General features: G+C 71.1%; 15 protein-coding genes and 1 pseudogene. 6 read left to right on the top strand and 10 right to left on the bottom strand.

What is annotated here, in order from left to right; translation table 11 throughout:
- Positions 1-23: 23 nt before the first annotated feature.
- Positions 24-527, bottom strand: a complete 504-nt coding sequence (locus ACO057_RS02745; protein WP_421988816.1) for a hypothetical protein — start codon at positions 525-527, stop codon at positions 24-26.
- Positions 528-580: 53 nt separating this feature from the next.
- On the opposite strand from ACO057_RS02745, the gene hemN reads away from it, so the two are divergent.
- Positions 581-1,981 carry an oxygen-independent coproporphyrinogen III oxidase gene (gene hemN / locus ACO057_RS02740; protein WP_421988815.1) on the top strand — a complete coding sequence of 467 codons (1,401 nt, stop codon included), beginning with the start codon at positions 581-583 and terminating at the stop codon, positions 1,979-1,981.
- Between the two features lie 2 nt (positions 1,982-1,983).
- Here hemN and ACO057_RS02735 read toward each other — a convergent pair whose 3' ends face one another.
- From ACO057_RS02735 to ACO057_RS02720, 4 genes are all read right to left on the bottom strand, one after another.
- Complete coding sequence (locus tag ACO057_RS02735; RefSeq protein WP_421988814.1) at positions 1,984-2,961, bottom strand: Bug family tripartite tricarboxylate transporter substrate binding protein; 978 nt, start codon at positions 2,959-2,961, stop codon at positions 1,984-1,986.
- Positions 2,962-3,059: 98 nt separating this feature from the next.
- On the bottom strand, positions 3,060-3,842 hold the full coding sequence (locus tag ACO057_RS02730; RefSeq protein WP_421988813.1) for an aspartate/glutamate racemase family protein: 783 nt from the start codon (positions 3,840-3,842) through the stop codon (positions 3,060-3,062).
- A 49-nt stretch (positions 3,843-3,891) separates the two neighbouring features.
- Positions 3,892-4,764, bottom strand: coding sequence for a sigma-70 family RNA polymerase sigma factor (locus ACO057_RS02725; protein ID WP_421988812.1), 873 nt, complete (start codon positions 4,762-4,764; stop codon positions 3,892-3,894).
- Positions 4,751-5,212 (bottom strand): carboxymuconolactone decarboxylase family protein, encoded by a 462-nt coding sequence (locus ACO057_RS02720; protein WP_421988811.1) that lies wholly within the window; start codon positions 5,210-5,212, stop codon positions 4,751-4,753. Before ACO057_RS02720 ends, ACO057_RS02725 begins: the two co-directional genes overlap by 14 nt.
- 182 nt (positions 5,213-5,394) lie before the next feature.
- On the opposite strand from ACO057_RS02720, the gene ACO057_RS02715 reads away from it, so the two are divergent.
- The 5 genes and pseudogenes from ACO057_RS02715 (at position 5,395) to ACO057_RS02695 (ending at position 10,902) form a co-directional block, all read left to right on the top strand.
- Positions 5,395-7,008 carry an ABC transporter substrate-binding protein gene (locus ACO057_RS02715; protein WP_421988810.1) on the top strand — a complete coding sequence of 538 codons (1,614 nt, stop codon included), beginning with the start codon at positions 5,395-5,397 and terminating at the stop codon, positions 7,006-7,008.
- 14 nt (positions 7,009-7,022) lie between these two features.
- Positions 7,023-8,030, top strand: a complete 1,008-nt coding sequence (locus tag ACO057_RS02710; protein WP_421988920.1) for an ABC transporter permease — start codon at positions 7,023-7,025, stop codon at positions 8,028-8,030.
- A 17-nt stretch (positions 8,031-8,047) separates the two neighbouring features.
- Positions 8,048-8,704 (top strand): annotated as a pseudogene (locus ACO057_RS02705) (ABC transporter permease); the annotation flags it as partial.
- 361 nt (positions 8,705-9,065) lie between these two features.
- Positions 9,066-9,506 (top strand): ATP-binding cassette domain-containing protein, encoded by a 441-nt coding sequence (locus ACO057_RS02700; protein ID WP_421988809.1) that lies wholly within the window; start codon positions 9,066-9,068, stop codon positions 9,504-9,506.
- The gene (locus ACO057_RS02695) at positions 9,493-10,902 is read left to right on the top strand and encodes a dipeptide ABC transporter ATP-binding protein (RefSeq protein WP_421988808.1); all 1,410 of its coding nucleotides are present in this window, start codon (positions 9,493-9,495) and stop codon (positions 10,900-10,902) included. Before ACO057_RS02700 ends, ACO057_RS02695 begins: the two co-directional genes overlap by 14 nt.
- Positions 10,903-10,923: 21 nt before the next feature.
- Here the strand turns inward: ACO057_RS02695 and ACO057_RS02690 are convergent, their stop codons facing one another.
- The 5 genes from ACO057_RS02690 to ccoG are packed head-to-tail and all read right to left on the bottom strand — an operon-like array spanning position 10,924 to position 15,593.
- Positions 10,924-11,121 carry a hypothetical protein gene (locus tag ACO057_RS02690; RefSeq protein WP_421988807.1) on the bottom strand — a complete coding sequence of 66 codons (198 nt, stop codon included), beginning with the start codon at positions 11,119-11,121 and terminating at the stop codon, positions 10,924-10,926.
- Positions 11,097-11,273, bottom strand: coding sequence for a cbb3-type cytochrome oxidase assembly protein CcoS (gene ccoS / locus ACO057_RS02685; protein WP_421988806.1), 177 nt, complete (start codon positions 11,271-11,273; stop codon positions 11,097-11,099). Before ccoS ends, ACO057_RS02690 begins: the two co-directional genes overlap by 25 nt.
- Entirely contained in the window at positions 11,270-13,627 is a 2,358-nt protein-coding gene (locus ACO057_RS02680; RefSeq protein ID WP_421988805.1) for a heavy metal translocating P-type ATPase, read from the bottom strand. The genes ccoS and ACO057_RS02680 overlap by 4 nt, the downstream gene beginning before the upstream one ends.
- Positions 13,624-14,091 carry a FixH family protein gene (locus ACO057_RS02675; protein ID WP_421988804.1) on the bottom strand — a complete coding sequence of 156 codons (468 nt, stop codon included), beginning with the start codon at positions 14,089-14,091 and terminating at the stop codon, positions 13,624-13,626. The genes ACO057_RS02680 and ACO057_RS02675 overlap by 4 nt, the downstream gene beginning before the upstream one ends.
- On the bottom strand, positions 14,088-15,593 hold the full coding sequence (gene ccoG / locus ACO057_RS02670; RefSeq protein ID WP_421988803.1) for a cytochrome c oxidase accessory protein CcoG: 1,506 nt from the start codon (positions 15,591-15,593) through the stop codon (positions 14,088-14,090). Before ccoG ends, ACO057_RS02675 begins: the two co-directional genes overlap by 4 nt.
- Positions 15,594-15,595: the final 2 nt, after the last annotated feature.

Raw genomic sequence — 15,595 nt, 5'->3', positions numbered from 1 at the left:
CGACACCTGATGCCCGGCGCGCGCTAATCCATACGGCCGTCGCGCGGGGCGATCGCGGCGCCGATGTTCATCCCGATGCCCGGCTCGGTGTCACCGCCGAGATACAGGATCGCCAGTTCCTCGAAGGCGAGCGCGCGGCGGCATCCGAGGAAGAAGCAGCGCAGCATATAGCCCAGCGACGCCGCGTCGCCGCCCTTCGCCTCGGCCAGCGCCACGCCGAGGTCCTGGGCATGGACGAGGTCAGTCACCTGCTGGCTGCGGATGCGCGCGGCCAGAGCCTGGCGCGTGCCGGTAGGGTCGCGCAGGTAGAGCAGCATGTCGAGCAGGTTGTCCTCCTCGCGCTGGCGCAACAGGGCCGACAACTCGCCCATCAGGCATTGGCTGCCCCCCTCCGGCAGGGCCGGCAGATGGTCGGCAATGGCCTCCAGGCGATCGCAAAGCTCGCGAAGCCGCGCATGCTCGGCGATCCTGCTGTGGATGCGCCCCGCCAGGCTGGCCTGCCGATGGCTGTCGCTTTGGCCCGTCAATCGCACATTCCCTCTCGAAGCCTGCGGTATCGCCCGCGGGATTCGCGCTCGCCTTGACCTCGATCAAGGAATCCGGACCGCGCGAGGATTATCCACGCGCCATGGACGATGCCGCCCCCCGCCTTCCGCTCGCGCTCGCCGAGGCCCGCGTGCCCCGCTACACGAGCTATCCCACGGCGGCGCAGTTCGGCGCGCTCGACGAGGCGAGCTGGCGCCGGTGGATGCGCGAGGGCATCGCCCCCACCGATCCACTGTCGCTTTATGTCCATGTGCCCTTCTGCCGCGACCTCTGCTGGTATTGCGCCTGCCACGCCAAGGCGACGCGCTCGGCCGAGCGGATCGCCGCCTATGCCGACGCGCTGCTCGCCGAGGCCGCGCTGCTGGCGGAGGCCGCGCCGGCCCATGGCGGCATCGCGCATCTGCATCTGGGCGGCGGCACGCCCTCGATCCTGGGCGACCGCCATCTCGCCCGACTGATGGACGCGCTGCATCGGCGCTTCGGCCTGCGCGCCGGCGCGGAGATCGCCATCGAGCTCGATCCACGTACGCTGGACGATGCGATGGCGGACGCGCTGGGCCTGATGGGGTTCACCCGCGCGAGCCTCGGCGTGCAGGACATCCATCCGGCGGTCCAGGCCGGCATCGGCCGCCCCCAGCCGGCGGTGCTGGTGGAGACCGCGATGGCGCGACTGCACCGCGCGGGCATCGGCGCGGTGAATATCGACCTGATGTATGGCCTGCCCCACCAGACCGCCGAGCATGTCGCGGCCAGTGCGCGCTTCGCCGCCTCGCTCGGCGCCGACCGGATCGCGGTCTTCGGCTATGCGCATGTGCCCTGGATGAAGCCGCAGCAGAAGGCGATCGACGCCGCCGCCCTGCCGGATGCCGGCGCGCGCCTCGAGCAGGCGGAGGCGGCCGAAGCGGTGCTGAAGCAGGCGGGCTACATCGCCCTCGGCCTCGACCATTTCGGCCGCCTCGGCGACCCGCTGACCACGGCGGCGCTGGAGGGCCGGCTGCGCCGCAACTTCCAGGGCTATACGACGGATACGGCCCCCGCCTTGCTGGGCTTGGGCGCCTCGTCGATCGGCTCTCTGCCGGGCGGCTTCGGCCAGAACATCACCGATGAGCGGCGTTGGGCCGAGGCCATCGTGGAAGGGCGCCTGCCCATCGCGCGCGGCGTCGCCGTCACCCTCGACGACCGGCTGCGCGCGCGCCTCATCGAGCGGCTGATGTGCGACTTCGCGCTCGACCTGCGCGAGGCCTCGCCGCAGGCCCAGGACATCCTGCGCGAGGCCGCCGCGCGCATGGACGGGCTGGAAGCCGAAGGCCTGGTCCGGCGAGACGGGCTGCGGCTCACCGTGACGTCAGCCGGCAGCCGCTTCGTGCGGCAGGTCGCCGCCTGCTTCGACGCCTATCTGACCGCCTCGTCCACCCGCCATTCCAGTGCCGTCTGACGTCACTCCACCTGGATGCCAAGGCGGCGGATCAACTCGGACCAGCGGATCAGTTCCGATTGCGTGAAGGCCGCGAGCTCCGCGGGGTCCATATAGGCTGGGGTCGTGCCGCTCTCCTCCGAGCGACGCCGGAAGACGGGATCCGCGGTGACCTGGCGGATCGCCTCCGAGAGGCGATTGACCACCGGCGGCGGCGTATCGGCGGGGGCATAGACGGCAAACCAGGCCTCCAGCTCGAGCTCGCCGAACCCGGCCTCGGCGGTCGTCGGGATATCCGGCAACATCGTATGGCGGCTGGGGGATGCGAGCGCGAGCGCACGGACCGCTCCGTCCCGGAGCAGGCCGACAACCGCCGGCGGGGTCGTGATCATCAGGTCGACGGTCCCTGCGACCAGGTCGTTCATCGCCGGGCCCGCCCCGCGATAGGGGACGTGGAGCATCGGCGCACCGACCATGCCCGCCAACCACTCGCCGCCGATATGCTGGATCGAGCCGGCGCCGGACGACGCGTAGGTCAACCGTCCCGGGTTCCGCCGCGCATAGTCCGCCAGCTCGGCGAGGGTCCTGACCGGGAGGTCCTTGCGGACGACGATGACATGCGGCGCGCGCAGCACCAAAGCGACGGGCGCGAAACTCCGGACCGGGTCCCAGGCCAGATTGGGGAAAAGGGCCGGGAAGGCCACATGCGTTCCGGAATAGGCCAGCAGCACCGTATACCCATTCGGTGCAGCGCGGGCGACGGCGGTGGCCGCGACACTCCCGCCCCCTCCCACCCGGTTCTCCACGACGAAGGCTTGGCCGAGGACGCGGGTCAGACCTTCGCCGAGAAGCCGCGCGGCGAAGTCGCCTCCCCCGCCGGGTGCCGCGGGCACCACGATCGTGACGGACCGATCCGGATAGCGCGTCTCCTGCGCCGTCGCGCTGCGGACGCTCGCCGCCGCGGCCAGCAGCGTCGCCATGCGCCTCGTCGTCGTCAACATGCTCGTCGTTCCTTCCCGTCCGCGTTTTGGGTGCGCGGTCTTCGCGCGATCTGACGCCGCCAGAGGACCGGCGGCAAGGCGCTTGATGGACCGGTCGATCAACCGAAAGCGCCGGAGCGGCGCCAGCGCACCCGGCTGTGCCGCAACCCGAGCGATGCCAGCATCCCCGCCATGCGGAGCGGGGCGCCGATCCCCTCCACGACGGGCACGCCGACCTGCCTCTCGACCCAGGCCGGATCGAGCAGGACCGGGCATTGCGTGACGCCCATGGCGAGGATCACGTCGCAGCCGTCCTCGCGCACGAGTTTGCGCGCCACCTGCACGAAAGCCTCGCCCATGGCCGCGGCATTGGCGCTGATATCCGGCAGGTCGAAGCCGGTCGCACGCCAGCCTGCCATCTTGTCCTCCATCCCGTGGCGGCGGACGATCGCGCGGAGCATCGGGATGAGGTTGTCGTGGTAGACGACCGCGCCGAAGCGGTCGCCGAGCAGGCTGGCGACGTGCAGCATGGCTTCGGTCGGCGCGATGACCGGGATGTCCACGACGCTGCGGCCCCCGTCCACACCGAGATCGAGCGTGCCCAGGGGCACCACCGCGTCGTAACCCTCGCGCTCCGCCTCTCGATAGGCAGCGATGAAGCTCGGCGCCGCGAGCTGCACTTCGGCGGGCGTCAGGCCATGGACAAACGGCGTCGCGGCCGCGCGCACGATGCCGATCTGGAGGTCGGACGTGGCGTAGGAGAGCGCAGCCGCCTCGCGTTTGCGGAACTCCTCCTCGGGGTAGTCGCCGATGACGAAGGCCACGCGAACGGGCCGGGGTCCGCCATGCGCGCGGGCGGTGGCGGAAGGAGCGACGGCGTCGCGAGATTCTGGCGTTTCCATGCGCCGCATCATGCCCCCGTCGCAACGGGTTAGACAGGGGACGCCCGGGTCAGGTCTCGATCGCCGTCATTACCCGCGCCAGCTTGTCCGGATTTCGGGTGATGTAGATGGCGGTGATCCGCCCCTCCTCGATCGCCAGGGCCGTCGTCTGCACGATCCCGCGCTCCAGGCTGACATAGCCCGGCAGGCCGTCGATCCACTGCGGCTGCACCAGCACCGAGGGACGGCCCTTGCGCGCCAGGCCCTGGAACAGCCGCAACACCTTCGCCAGCCCGAGGATCGGATTGCGGAAGGCCAGCACCTTGCCGCCGCCATCCGCTTGCAGCGTCACATTCTCCGCCAGCAGAACGCGCAGGGCCGCGAGATCACCGCTGTGCGACGCGGCGTAGAAGGCCCTGGCGATGCGGTCCCCCTCCTCGCGGGGCACCGGATAGCGGGGCCGTGCCTCGCGCAGATGCTGGCGCGCCCGCACGGCGAGCTGGCGCACGCTGGCGGGTTGGCGATCGAGCGTAGTCGCGACCTCGTCCAGCGGCACCCCGAAGACATCGTGCAGGAGGAAGGCCGCGCGCTCCAGGGGCGAGAGGCGCTCCAGCGCCAGCATCAACGTGAGGGTGAGCTCGTCGGGCCGCATCTCCTCCTCCTCATGGTCGTCGAGGATCGGCTCCGGAAGCCAGCTCCCGACATAGGTTTCGCGCCGGGCACGGGCGGATTTCATGGCGTCGAGGCAGAGATGCGTGACGGTGCGGGTGAGGAAGGCGGCAGGCTCGCGCACCTCCGCCTGCGCCACCCGGCTCCAGCGGAGCCAGGCGTCCTGCACCGCATCCTCGGCCTCGGCCATGGAGCCGAGCATGCGATAGGCGAAGCGCAGCAGCCGGGGCCGGTGCGCCTCGAAGGTGGTGGTCCCGGCGTCAGGCCGCGGCACGGGCCGGTTCCGCGGGGTGCGCGACGCGGAAGCCCACCTGCAGGCGATTCCAGGTGTTGATGACGCCGATGGCGAAGGTGAGGTTCACTTGCTCCGCTTCCGTGAACTGGGCCTTGAGGAGTTCGTAATCGGCATCCGGCGCACCGGTCTCGGCGACCAAAGTGAGGGCCTCGGTCCAGGTGAGGGCGGCGCGCTCACGGTCCGTATAGAGCGTGGATTCGCGCCAGGCGGGAAGCATATGGATGCGCATCTCGGTTTCGCCAGCCTTGCGCGCGTCGGTCGTGTGCATGTGCAGGCAGAAGGCGCAGCGGTTGATCTGCGAGGCGCGGATCTTCACCAGTTCCAGGAGGCTATGCTCGAGGCCGTTGGCAACGGTGGCGGACAGCGCCAGCATCGCCTTCACGGTGTCGGGAGCGGCCTTGGCGGGATTTTTCATACGAGGGGTCATGGTCTTCTCCTTGAGCGCGAAGGGCGCGCTTGCAGACAGGACGAGACGGCGGGGCGGAATGTGACACGCGCGCACCCAGCTGAGCCCCGCTAAGCCGCATATTCCGCTTTCCTGCCACGCCCGCGACGACCTAGCATCCGCCCGGCACGGCCCGACACAGGGCCGGCCTCGGGGATTTCGCCATGTCCGTCACATCGCTCTCGCGTCGCGACCTCACGCTCCTTCTTGGCGCCACCGCGGCCACCCTGCCCTTGCTGCCGGGCGGCCAGGCGCTGGCCCAGGCGCGTGGCAACACCCTCGTCATCGGGCTCGACATCTCGGACACCGTCACCTTCGATCCGGTGAAGCAGTCGCAATACACGCCGCCAATGACGCTGGCCGCCTGCTACGACAGCCTGATGACGCTGGAGCGGGATGACCTCATCAATCCCAAGCCGTCCCTCGCCTCCGCCTGGGCGCGCACGCCGGACGGCAATGGCTGGCGCTTCACGCTGCGCCAGGGCGTGCGCTTCGCCAGCGGCGCCGCGATGACGGCGGAGGACGTGAAGTTCTCCTTCGACCGCATCCTCGGCATGCAGGACCAGACGCAGCAATACATCAAGGCGGTCGACCGCGTGGAGGTGGTGGACGCGCAGACCGTCGACTTCATCCTGAACTCGCCCAACGCGCCCGTGCTGCCGATCTTCTGCAATCCCGGCTGCGGAATTTCGGAGAAGGCCGTGGTGGAGCGCCAGGGCGGCATCGGCGGGCCGACCGCGAAGGAGGCGGACCGCGCGACCGAATGGCTGAACGGCAACTCGGCCGGCACCGGGCCGTATCGCCTCCTGCGCTGGGAGCGTAACTCGCAGATCCAGCTCCAGCGCAACCCGAACTACTGGGGCCAGCAGCCCGCCTTCGAGCGCGTGATCATCCGCCATCTCTCCGACAGCGCGGCCCAGCTGCTCGCCGTCCGGCGCGGCGACGTGCATGCGGCCTTCAACCTGATCCCCGAGCAGATCGCCACGCTGCGCAACGATGCGAATGTGCGGATGGAACGGCTGCCGAGCCTCGACTTCGTCTACATGGCCGTAACGCAGAACGGCGCCGCCAATCCCGCTTTGGCGAAGAAGGAGGCGCGTCAGGCCATCGGCCACGCCATCGACTATGACGGCATCATCAACAACCTGCTCGGCGGCGTCGCGCTGCGCCCGGCGCATTTCCTGCCCATCGGCGTGAACGGCAGCACGGAGCAGGTCGCGCGCGAGATCGGCTACAAGCAGGATCTGGGCCGCGCGCGGCAGCTGCTGCAGCAGGCCGGCGTGCCGGACGGCTTCGAGATGGAGATCGCCTATGGCAACGCGGCCGTGGCCGGCATCTCCTACCAGGTGCTGGGTCAGAAGCTGCAATCCGATCTCGCGCGCGTCGGCATCCGCGTCCGGTTGAATCCGATGGATCAGGTGAACATTCGCACCACCTATACGCAGGGCCGCGCGGCCGGCGGCGTGCTCACCTTCTGGAACCCGCCCGCCGTCTGCAACGACCTCTGGGCCAGCGCGGTGGTGGAGCGGGTGGCGCGGCGCGTCCACTGGCCCGTGCCGCCGGAGATGATCGCCCTCGTGAAACAGGCGTCGGAGGAGCAGAACCTCGACACCGCGGCGAACCTCTGGATCGAGTGGCAGCGCAAGATGGTGGACGAGGCCCACCACTTCATCCTCTTCCAGCCGATCTACCAGATCGCCGTGCGCAACAATATCCGCGGCTTCCCGCTGACCGCCGCGGGATGGCAGCTCGAGATGGCGCATGTGACGCCGGCATAGGGACCACCGCCTTGGTGCGATACATCGCGACCCGCCTGGTTTCCGCCGTCGCGATGGCGATCCTCGCCAGCCTGGTGGTCTTCCTCATCTCCGCGCTGGTGCCGGGCGATCCGGTGCTGGCGCAGCTCGGCGACATCCAGGCCTCCAACCCGCAGACGGTGCTGGAATGGCGCGCGAAATGGGGCCTCGATCTGCCGCTCTGGGAACGCTACGGCATCTTCCTGAAGGGGCTGGCCCAGGGCGACCTCGGCATCTCCATCGCCACGCGACGGCCCGTGCTGGACGACATCGTGCAATACGCGCCGGCGACGGTGGAGCTCGCCACCATCGCCTTCCTGCTGGCGATCGGCATCGGCATTCCCCTCGGAATCGCGGCCGCCGTCTGGCGCGACAGCTGGGTGGATTCGCTGGCGCGCGCCATCTCGCTGCTGGGCGTCTCGGCGCCGACCTTCTGGCTCGCCTTCATCATGCTGGCGATCTTCTATGGCTGGCTCGGCTGGGCGCCGGGTCCGGGGCGGATGGACCCCATCGCCTTCCCGCCCGAGGGGCCGACCGGCCTCTTCCTGATCGACACGCTGCTGGCCGGCGATGCGGAGGCCTGGTGGGACGCGGCCGCGCATCTCGTACTACCGGCCGTCGTGCTGGCGGCGGCGACGATCGGGCTGATCACGCGCACGACGCGCGCCGCGATGCTCGACGCGCTGGGCCAGGACTTCGTGCGCGTGGCCCGCGCCAAGGGCCTGCGCGGGCGCGCCGTCGTGCTGCGCCACGCGCTGCCCAATGCGCTGGTGCCGGTGGTGACGCTGGGCGGCCTCGCCTATGCGAACCTTCTGGCGGGCGCGGTGATGACGGAGACCGTGTTCTCCTGGCCCGGCCTTGGCCGCTACACCTTCCGCTCCGCCGCCGCGCTCGATTTTCCGGCGATCATGGGGATCACGCTGGTCGTCTCGGCCACCTATCTGCTCGTGAACCTGCTGGTGGATCTCTCCTACGCCGCGCTCGACCCGCGGGTGCGGCGTTGAGCGCCACCGCCCTCGCCATGCCGGCGACACGCCCGCGCTGGCGCCGGCGGTTGCGGCGCTACGGCCCGGCCTGGGTGGGCGGCGCGATTGTGCTCGCCTGGATCCTGGTCGCGCTCCTGGCCCCGCTCATCGCGCCCTATCCGCCGCATGTGCAGGACATCGTGAACCGCCTCGCGCCACCCTCGGCCGCGCATTGGCTCGGCACCGACGTGCTGGGGCGCGACGTGCTTTCAAGGCTGATCTACGGCGCGCGCCTCTCGCTCTTGGCGGGCTTCTCCGTGGTGCTGCTGGGGGCGGCGATCGGCGTCACGGTCGGCATCGTCGCGGCCTGGGCGCGCGGCTTCGTGGACGAGGCGCTGATGCGCTTCACCGATCTCGTTTTGTGTTTTCCGCCGATCATCCTGGCGCTGGCCATCGCCGCCGCGCTGGGCATCGGCAGCACCAACACCATCCTGGCGATGCTCATCGTCTGGTGGCCGAAATTCGCGCGCCTTGCCCGCGCGCTGGCCCTCGTGCAGCGTAGCCAGGAATATGTCGAGGCCGCGACGGTGCTGGGGCTGAAGCCCGTGCGCATCCTCGGCCGCCATATCCTGCCCAATACGCTGGGGCCGCTCGCCGTGCTCGTCACGCTCGATCTCGGCAACGCCATCCTGACCTTCGCGGGCCTGTCCTTCCTCGGCCTCGGCGTGGTGCCGCCCACGCCGGAATGGGGCTCCATGGTGGCCGAGGGGCGCGAGCTGGTGGAGCAATGGTGGGTCGCCGCCTTCCCCCGGCCTCGCCATCCTCACCGTCGTCGTCGGCTTCAACTTCCTGGGCGACGGGCTGCGCGACTGGCTCGATCCGCGGATGCGCGGACATTGAGGGATCCGGGCACGCTCCCCGTGCTGGAGGTGGAGGATCTGCGGACGGTCTTCCTCACCGATGCCGGCGCCGTGCGCGCGGTGGACGGCGTCACCTTCGCCGTCGGCCCCGGCGAGACGCTGGGCATCGTGGGGCGAAAGCGGCTCGGGCAAGAGCGTGACGGCGCTTTCGCTGATGCGCCTGCTGGAGGAACCCGCGCGCATCATCGGCGGCTCCATCCGCTTCCAGGGCCGCGACGTGCTGGAGATGTCCGGCGAGGAGCTGCGCAACTGGCGGGGCGACCGCGCGGCCATGGTCTTCCAGGACCCGATGACCGGGCTGAACCCGGTCATCCGCATCCTGCGCCAGGTGACCGAGCACATGGTCTCCCACGGCCGCCAGACGCCGGCCCAAGCGAAGCCGCGCGCGGTGGAGCTGCTGCGGCGGATGGGCGTGGCGGCGCCCGAGCGCGCGGCGGCCTCCTTCCCGCATCAGTTCTCGGGCGGCATGCGCCAGCGCGTGATGCTGGCCATCGGCGTGGCGAACGACCCCGCGCTGCTCATCGCCGACGAGCCGACGACGGCGCTGGACGTCACCATCCAGGCGCAGATCCTCGACCCTCATGCGCGGGCTTAACCAAGAATTCGGCACGGCCATCGTGCTCATCTCGCACGACCTCGGCGTCATCGGCACGGTCTGCCGGCGCGTGGCGGTGATGTATGCGGGCGAGATCGTGGAGGAGGCCGAGACGGCGGCGGTCCTCACCGATCCGCGCCACCCCTATGCCTGGGCGCTGGTCAACGCCGTCCCGCGGCTCGACAGCCCGGCGGGCGCGCGCCTCGTCTCGATCGAGGGCGGCCCGCCCAGCGCGCTCGACCCACCGCCCGGCTGCCGCTTCGCCGCGCGCTGCCCCTTCCGGATCGCGCGCTGCGACACCGACCATCCGCCGCTGATGGAGGTCGCGCCCGGCCGCCGCGCGCGTTGCTGGGTGACGATGGACGGCAGCCCCCTGCCCCCGCCGCCCATCGCCGCCGAGGCCGCCTTGCGCAGACCCGCGCCGGAGGAGCGTCCGCTGCTGGAAGCGCATGACCTCGTGAAGCACTTCCCGCTGGGGCGGATCGGCTTCTTCGGCCCGAAGCCCGTCGTGCATGCCGTGAACGGCGTCGACCTGCGGCTGCGCCGGGGCGAGGCGCTGGGCATCGTGGGCGAAAGCGGCTGCGGCAAGTCCACCCTCGCGCGGCTGGTGACGCGGCTGCATGCGCCGACCTCCGGAACGCTGCGCTTCGATGGGCAGGACATCACGGACTTCACCGCCGCCCAGATGCGGCCGCTGCGGCCGCGCATCGGCATGATCTTCCAGGATCCCTACGCCTCGCTCAATCCGCGCATGACGGTCGGCGCCGCGCTGGCCGAGCCGTTGCTGGCCCATGGCCGCGTCGCGACGAAGGCCGAGGCGCGCGAGCGCGTGCTGGAGCTGATGTCCACCGTCGGCCTCAAGCCGGAATGGGCGGAGCGCTTCCCGCATGAGTTCTCCGGCGGGCAGCGGCAGCGCGTCTCCATCGCGCGCGCGCTGGCGCTGGAGCCGGATCTGGTGGTCGCGGACGAGCCGGTCTCGGCGCTCGACGTGAACGTACAGGCGCAGGTGCTGAACCTGATGCTGGACCTGCGCGAGCGGCTGGGCCTGTCATACCTTTTCATCGCGCACGACCTCGCCGTGGTGCGCGCCTTCTGCGATCGCGTGGCGGTGATGTATCTCGGCCGCATCGTCGAGGAAGGCCCGGCGCAGGCGCTGTTCGCGCAACCGCTGCACCCCTACACCGTGGCGCTGACCTCCGCCGTTCCGGAGCCGGGCCGCGAGCGCGTCGTGCTGGCGGGCGAGCCGCCCTCGACGCTGTCGCTGCCCGCCGGATGCGCCTTCCGCGCGCGATGCCCCGTGGCGCGGCCGATCTGTTCCGAGGAGCGCCCTCCGCTCGTGCCGGCGAGTCCCGCACGTCTCGTGGCCTGCCATTTCCCCGGCGCTTTCGTCGTCTGAGGGAAAGGCTCCCGCCTCTCCTCAATGCCCCCAGAGCGAGTCCGCGCCGCGCTTCACCATGAAGAGCGCGAAGGCGATGCTGACGAGCGTCAGCCCCGTGCCGAAAAGCGACATCCCCACATCCTGCGCCCGCGCGATGGCGAAGAGGCCGAGGATGGCCAGCGCGAAGGAGCCGGCGAGATAGACGCAGCGGCTCACGGGGAATCCGATGGCGGGCATTTGGGGGTCTCCTGGTTGTCGTCGAAAAGGATGCGGGCGGCGGCGCCATCGGGGTCTTCATACTGACCGTTGCGCAGCGTCCAGCCGAAGAAGGCCAGCGCCATGAGGCCGAGGCCGAGGGCCAGCGGCACGAGCACGGCCAACGCGTTCATGCGTCCCTCCCCGCGCGCAGCGAGTTGAGGATCACAATGAGCGAGGACGAGGCCATCACCACCGCCGCGAGAAGCGGCGTCACGAAGCCGAGCACGGCCATGGGCACCGCCACCGCGTTATAGGTCAGGCTGAAGCCGATGTTCTGCCGTGCGAGGGACTGCGCCCGGCGCGCCGTCGCGATCGCGGCGGGCAGGGCCGACAGCCCCTCCGCGCGCAGCACGAGATCCGCCGCGGCCTGGGCGAGATCGGTGCTGCCGGCAGGGCTGGCGGAGGCATGCGCGAGGGCGAGGGCCGCCGCGTCGTTGATCCCGTCGCCGAGCATCAGCGGCCGGCGCCCCTGCGCGCGAAGTTCCTCGATCCGCGCGGCCTTGTCGGCTGGCGTGACGCCGGCCCGCCAATGGTCGATGCCCAGCGCCCCAGCCGCCTGCGCGACGGCCGAGGGGGCGTCGCCGGAGAGGAGTTCCACCTCCAGGCCGAGCTTCCGCAGCGCCGCCACGGCCTCGGCCGCATCGGGGCGCAGCGGGTCGACGAAGCGGAAGGCCACCGGCTCGGCCGCCGCGCCGGCGCGATACCACAGCGAGGGGCCGGCTTCCGCCGTGGCCGGCACGCCGCAGAAGGCCGCGCTGCCCAGCAGAGCGCCCTCGCGCCGCAAGCCGGCGCCAGGGATCTCGACGACACCCTCGGCCGCCTGAACGGGCGTCTTGCAGGCCGCGACCAGCGCACGGGCCAGCGGGTGCCGGCTGCTCGCCGCCAATGCCGCCGCCGCTTCCAGAACGCCTTCCGGTCGGGCCGGATCGGGCAGCAATTCCGGCCGCCCCGTGGTGAGCGTGCCGGTCTTGTCCAGCACCGCCACGTCGCAAGCCGCGAGCCGCTCGAGCGCCGTTGGCGAGCCCACCAGAACTCCGCGCCGGAACAGCGCGCCGACCGAGACCACCTGCACGGCCGGCACCGCGATGGCCAGGCCACAGGGGCAGGTCACGATGAGCGCCGCCACCGCCGGCACCAGCGCCTCCTGCCAGGACAGCCCGACGCCGAGCCACCAGCCCAGGAAGGTCATCAGGGCCACGACATGCGCGACGGGCACATAGATGCGCGCCGCGCGATCGGCGATGGAGACATAGCGGCCGCGCGATTGCTCCGCGCGCTCCAGCAGGCGCGACACTGCGGCCAGCGAACCTTCGGAGGCGGCCGCCGTCACGCGCTGTATCAACGCCGCGCCAAGATTCACCGCGCCCGCCGGCAGCGCTTCGCCACGGGTGAAGTTGCGCGGCAGGCTCTCGCCCGTGGTCGCGGCGGTGTCGAGCAGCGCCTCGCCCTCCTCCAGCGCGCCGTCGAGCGCGAGGCGTTCCCCAGGCGCGACCAGCAGGCGCTCGCCGGGGCGGATATGCTCCGCGCCAATGCGCTGCGCGGTGCCGTCGGGCGCGAGGCGCGTCACCTCGGCGGTTTGCAGCGCCAGGAGCTCGGCGCAGGCCTGGCGGGCACGGCGGCGCGCGGCGCGATCCAGCAGGCGTCCGGCCAGCAGCAAGGCCAGCAGCGCCGTCGCGCCGTCGAACCAGGTGAAGGGGCCGTTGCGCAGCGCTTCCGACAGGCTCATGGCCGTGGTCGCGAGCACGCCGAGCGAGACGGCCATGTCCATGTTCAAGCGGCCCGCGCGCAGGGCGGAAAGGGCCGAGCGGTAGAAGGGCATGCCCGCGACCAGCACCACCGGCATGGCGATGAGCGCGGCCAGCCAATGCATCAGCGCGCGCGTCGCCTCGCCCATGTCGCTGCCGACCCAGACGGCGACGGAGAGCATCATCACGTTGGAGACGCCGAAGGCGGCCAGGCCGAGGGCGCGGGTCAGCGCCTTTTCCTCGGCGTCCTCGGTGGCGCGCAGGCAGGCGGCGGACCAGGGTGCGACGCGAAAGCCGAGCCGCGCGACGATGCCGATTAGATCCTCCGCGCGCGAGGCGGGACCGCGCCAGGTGAGGGTGAGACGCCGCGCCGTGAGGCTGGCGCGCGCACGCAGGACGTCGGGCTCCATGGCCAGCGCCTGCTCGACCAGCCAGACGCAGGCGCCGCAGGTGAGGCCCGCGACCATCAGCTCCAGCCGATGCTCCGCGCCGTCGCGCAGCGGCACCGCGCGCGCGGAAAAGTCGACAGGGGGCAGCGGGACGGGCCGCAGATCGGCGATGGCCTCGCGGCGGCGATAGAACGCATCCAGGCCAAGGCCGGAGATCAGCGCGGCCGCGCCCTCGCAGCCCGTGCAGCAGAAACGCCCCAGGTCCGCCGGGACCGGCGCGCCGCAATGGGCGCAGCCAGCCACGGAAGCGCGCGGCGTCTCGACCTCGATCCGGGCCGGAAGGGCGTTCACGGGAAGGTCAGCCTTTCACGCAGTTCCAGACGATCCGTCCCGCGCGTCACGGTCAGCACGGCCTCCCAGGCACCCGGGGCCGGAACCGCCGCCGCGGCGCGCCAGCCACCCGGCGCGGACGGCTGAAATTCCAGCGGAAGCGAGGTGCGCTCCAGCGGCCGCTGCAGGCGGCCGGTAACCACCGCATCGGCCGGAAGCGGCGTGCCATCGGCCTGGCGCAGGGCGATCACCACGAGGTCATCGGCCCGCGCGATCCGCCCGCTCCAGCCCAGAGCCCGCTGCCGCGCGGCCTCGGCCAGTACATCGCCATAGCCGAGCCCACGGTCATAGGAGCCGGTCGTCGTGATGCCGGTGAAGGTCGTCACCGCCGCCGTGATGAGCACGGCATTCACCGCGACCACCACGCCGAAACCACCCACGAAGACCCAGGGAATCCAGCGGCCGCGCGGCAGCGTCGTCGTCATGATCTCGGCCTCAGGAAGGAGGTGGTGGCGACTGCGCGCGGGGCGCTGCCATCGGTGGGAAGAAGGCGGATCGTCACCGGCGTGCCCTCTTCGGCCGGCAGCGCGTAATGCGGCGTGGTGACGAAGAGGCGGAACTCGGCGACGCCGTCCGGGCGGGTGCTCACCAAGGGCAGGCCCGATGCGTCCTGCCGCGTCACATCCAGCACCTGCCAGACGGTACCGGAGGGCAGCCCTTCGACGGAGACCGCGAGGGCCTCAACGGCATGCCGGTGATCGGCGAGCTTCAGCGTGTAGCTGTTGCGGATGCCGCCATCGGCGAGGCGGACATAAAGCGGCGCACGGTCACGCAGCACCTCCAGCGAGAGCGGCTGGCGGATCGCCAAGCCGATCAGCATGGCCAGCACGATGCCGGCCATGGCCGCGACATAGACCCAGGTGCGGGCACGCAGTAGCAGCACCGGCTCGCGCGCCTTCATGCCCGCGGCGCAGCGCGCCGGGCCGGGCGGGATGGACATCGTCGCGGCATCGGCGGCCGCGAGGTTGCCGACAGTCTCGAAGGCGATCAGGCCTTCGGGGCGACCGAGCTTCGTCATGATGCCGTCGCAGGCGTCGATGCAGAGGCCGCAATTGATGCAGGCCATCTGCATGCCGTCACGGATGTCCACCCCGGTCGGGCAGACGTTCACGCAGGCGCGGCAGTCCACGCAGTCGCCGGCGGCGGGATCATGCGCCTTGCCGCGCGGCTCGCCGCGCCAGTCGCGGTAGGAGACGGCGAGGCTGTCGGAATCCAGCATCGCGGCCTGGAAGCGCGGCCAGGGGCACATATAGGTGCAGACCTGCTCGCGCGCCCAACCGGCGAGCACATAGGTGGTGAGGGTGAAAAGGGCCGCGAAGCCCAGGATCGTGGCGGAGACGTTCAGCGACACGAGGTCGCGCGCCAGGGTCGGCGCATCGGTGAAGTACATCACCCAGGCGCCGCCTGTGGCCACCGAGATGGCCAGCCAGGCGGCGTGCTTGCCGAGCTTGCGGCCCCGATCCGCGAGGCTCCAGCGCGCCTTCTGGTCGCGGCGCATGCGGGCGTTGCGATCGCCCTCGATCCAGCGTTCGACGAGCATGAACAGGTCGGTCCAGACCGTCTGCGGGCAGGCGAAGCCGCACCAGACGCGGCCATAGAGCGCGGTCGCCGCGAAGATCGCGATGGCGCCGAGCAGCAGCAGGCCGGTGAGGTAGTAGATCTCCTGCGGCCAGATCTCGAGCGCGAAGAAGAACAGCCGCCCACGCCCGATATCCACGAGGATGGCCTGGTCCGGCTGGTCCGGGCCACGATCCCAGCGCAGCCAGGGCAGCAGGTAGTATAGCCCGAGGCAGGCGATGAGGATCGCCCATTTCGCGCGCCGCACCCGCCCCTGGACCGCCTGCGGATAGACCCGCACGCGGTCCGCATAGAGAGGCTGGTCGCGGTCGTCGGGCGCGAGGGCCTCGGGCTTGTCCATCTTGCTCATCT

The organism is Roseococcus sp., assembly GCF_965227005.1.
Taxonomy (GTDB): domain Bacteria; phylum Pseudomonadota; class Alphaproteobacteria; order Acetobacterales; family Acetobacteraceae; genus Roseococcus.
The sequence above is the reverse complement of the archived record's forward strand: the minus strand, read 5'-3'. Positions and strand labels throughout refer to the sequence as shown.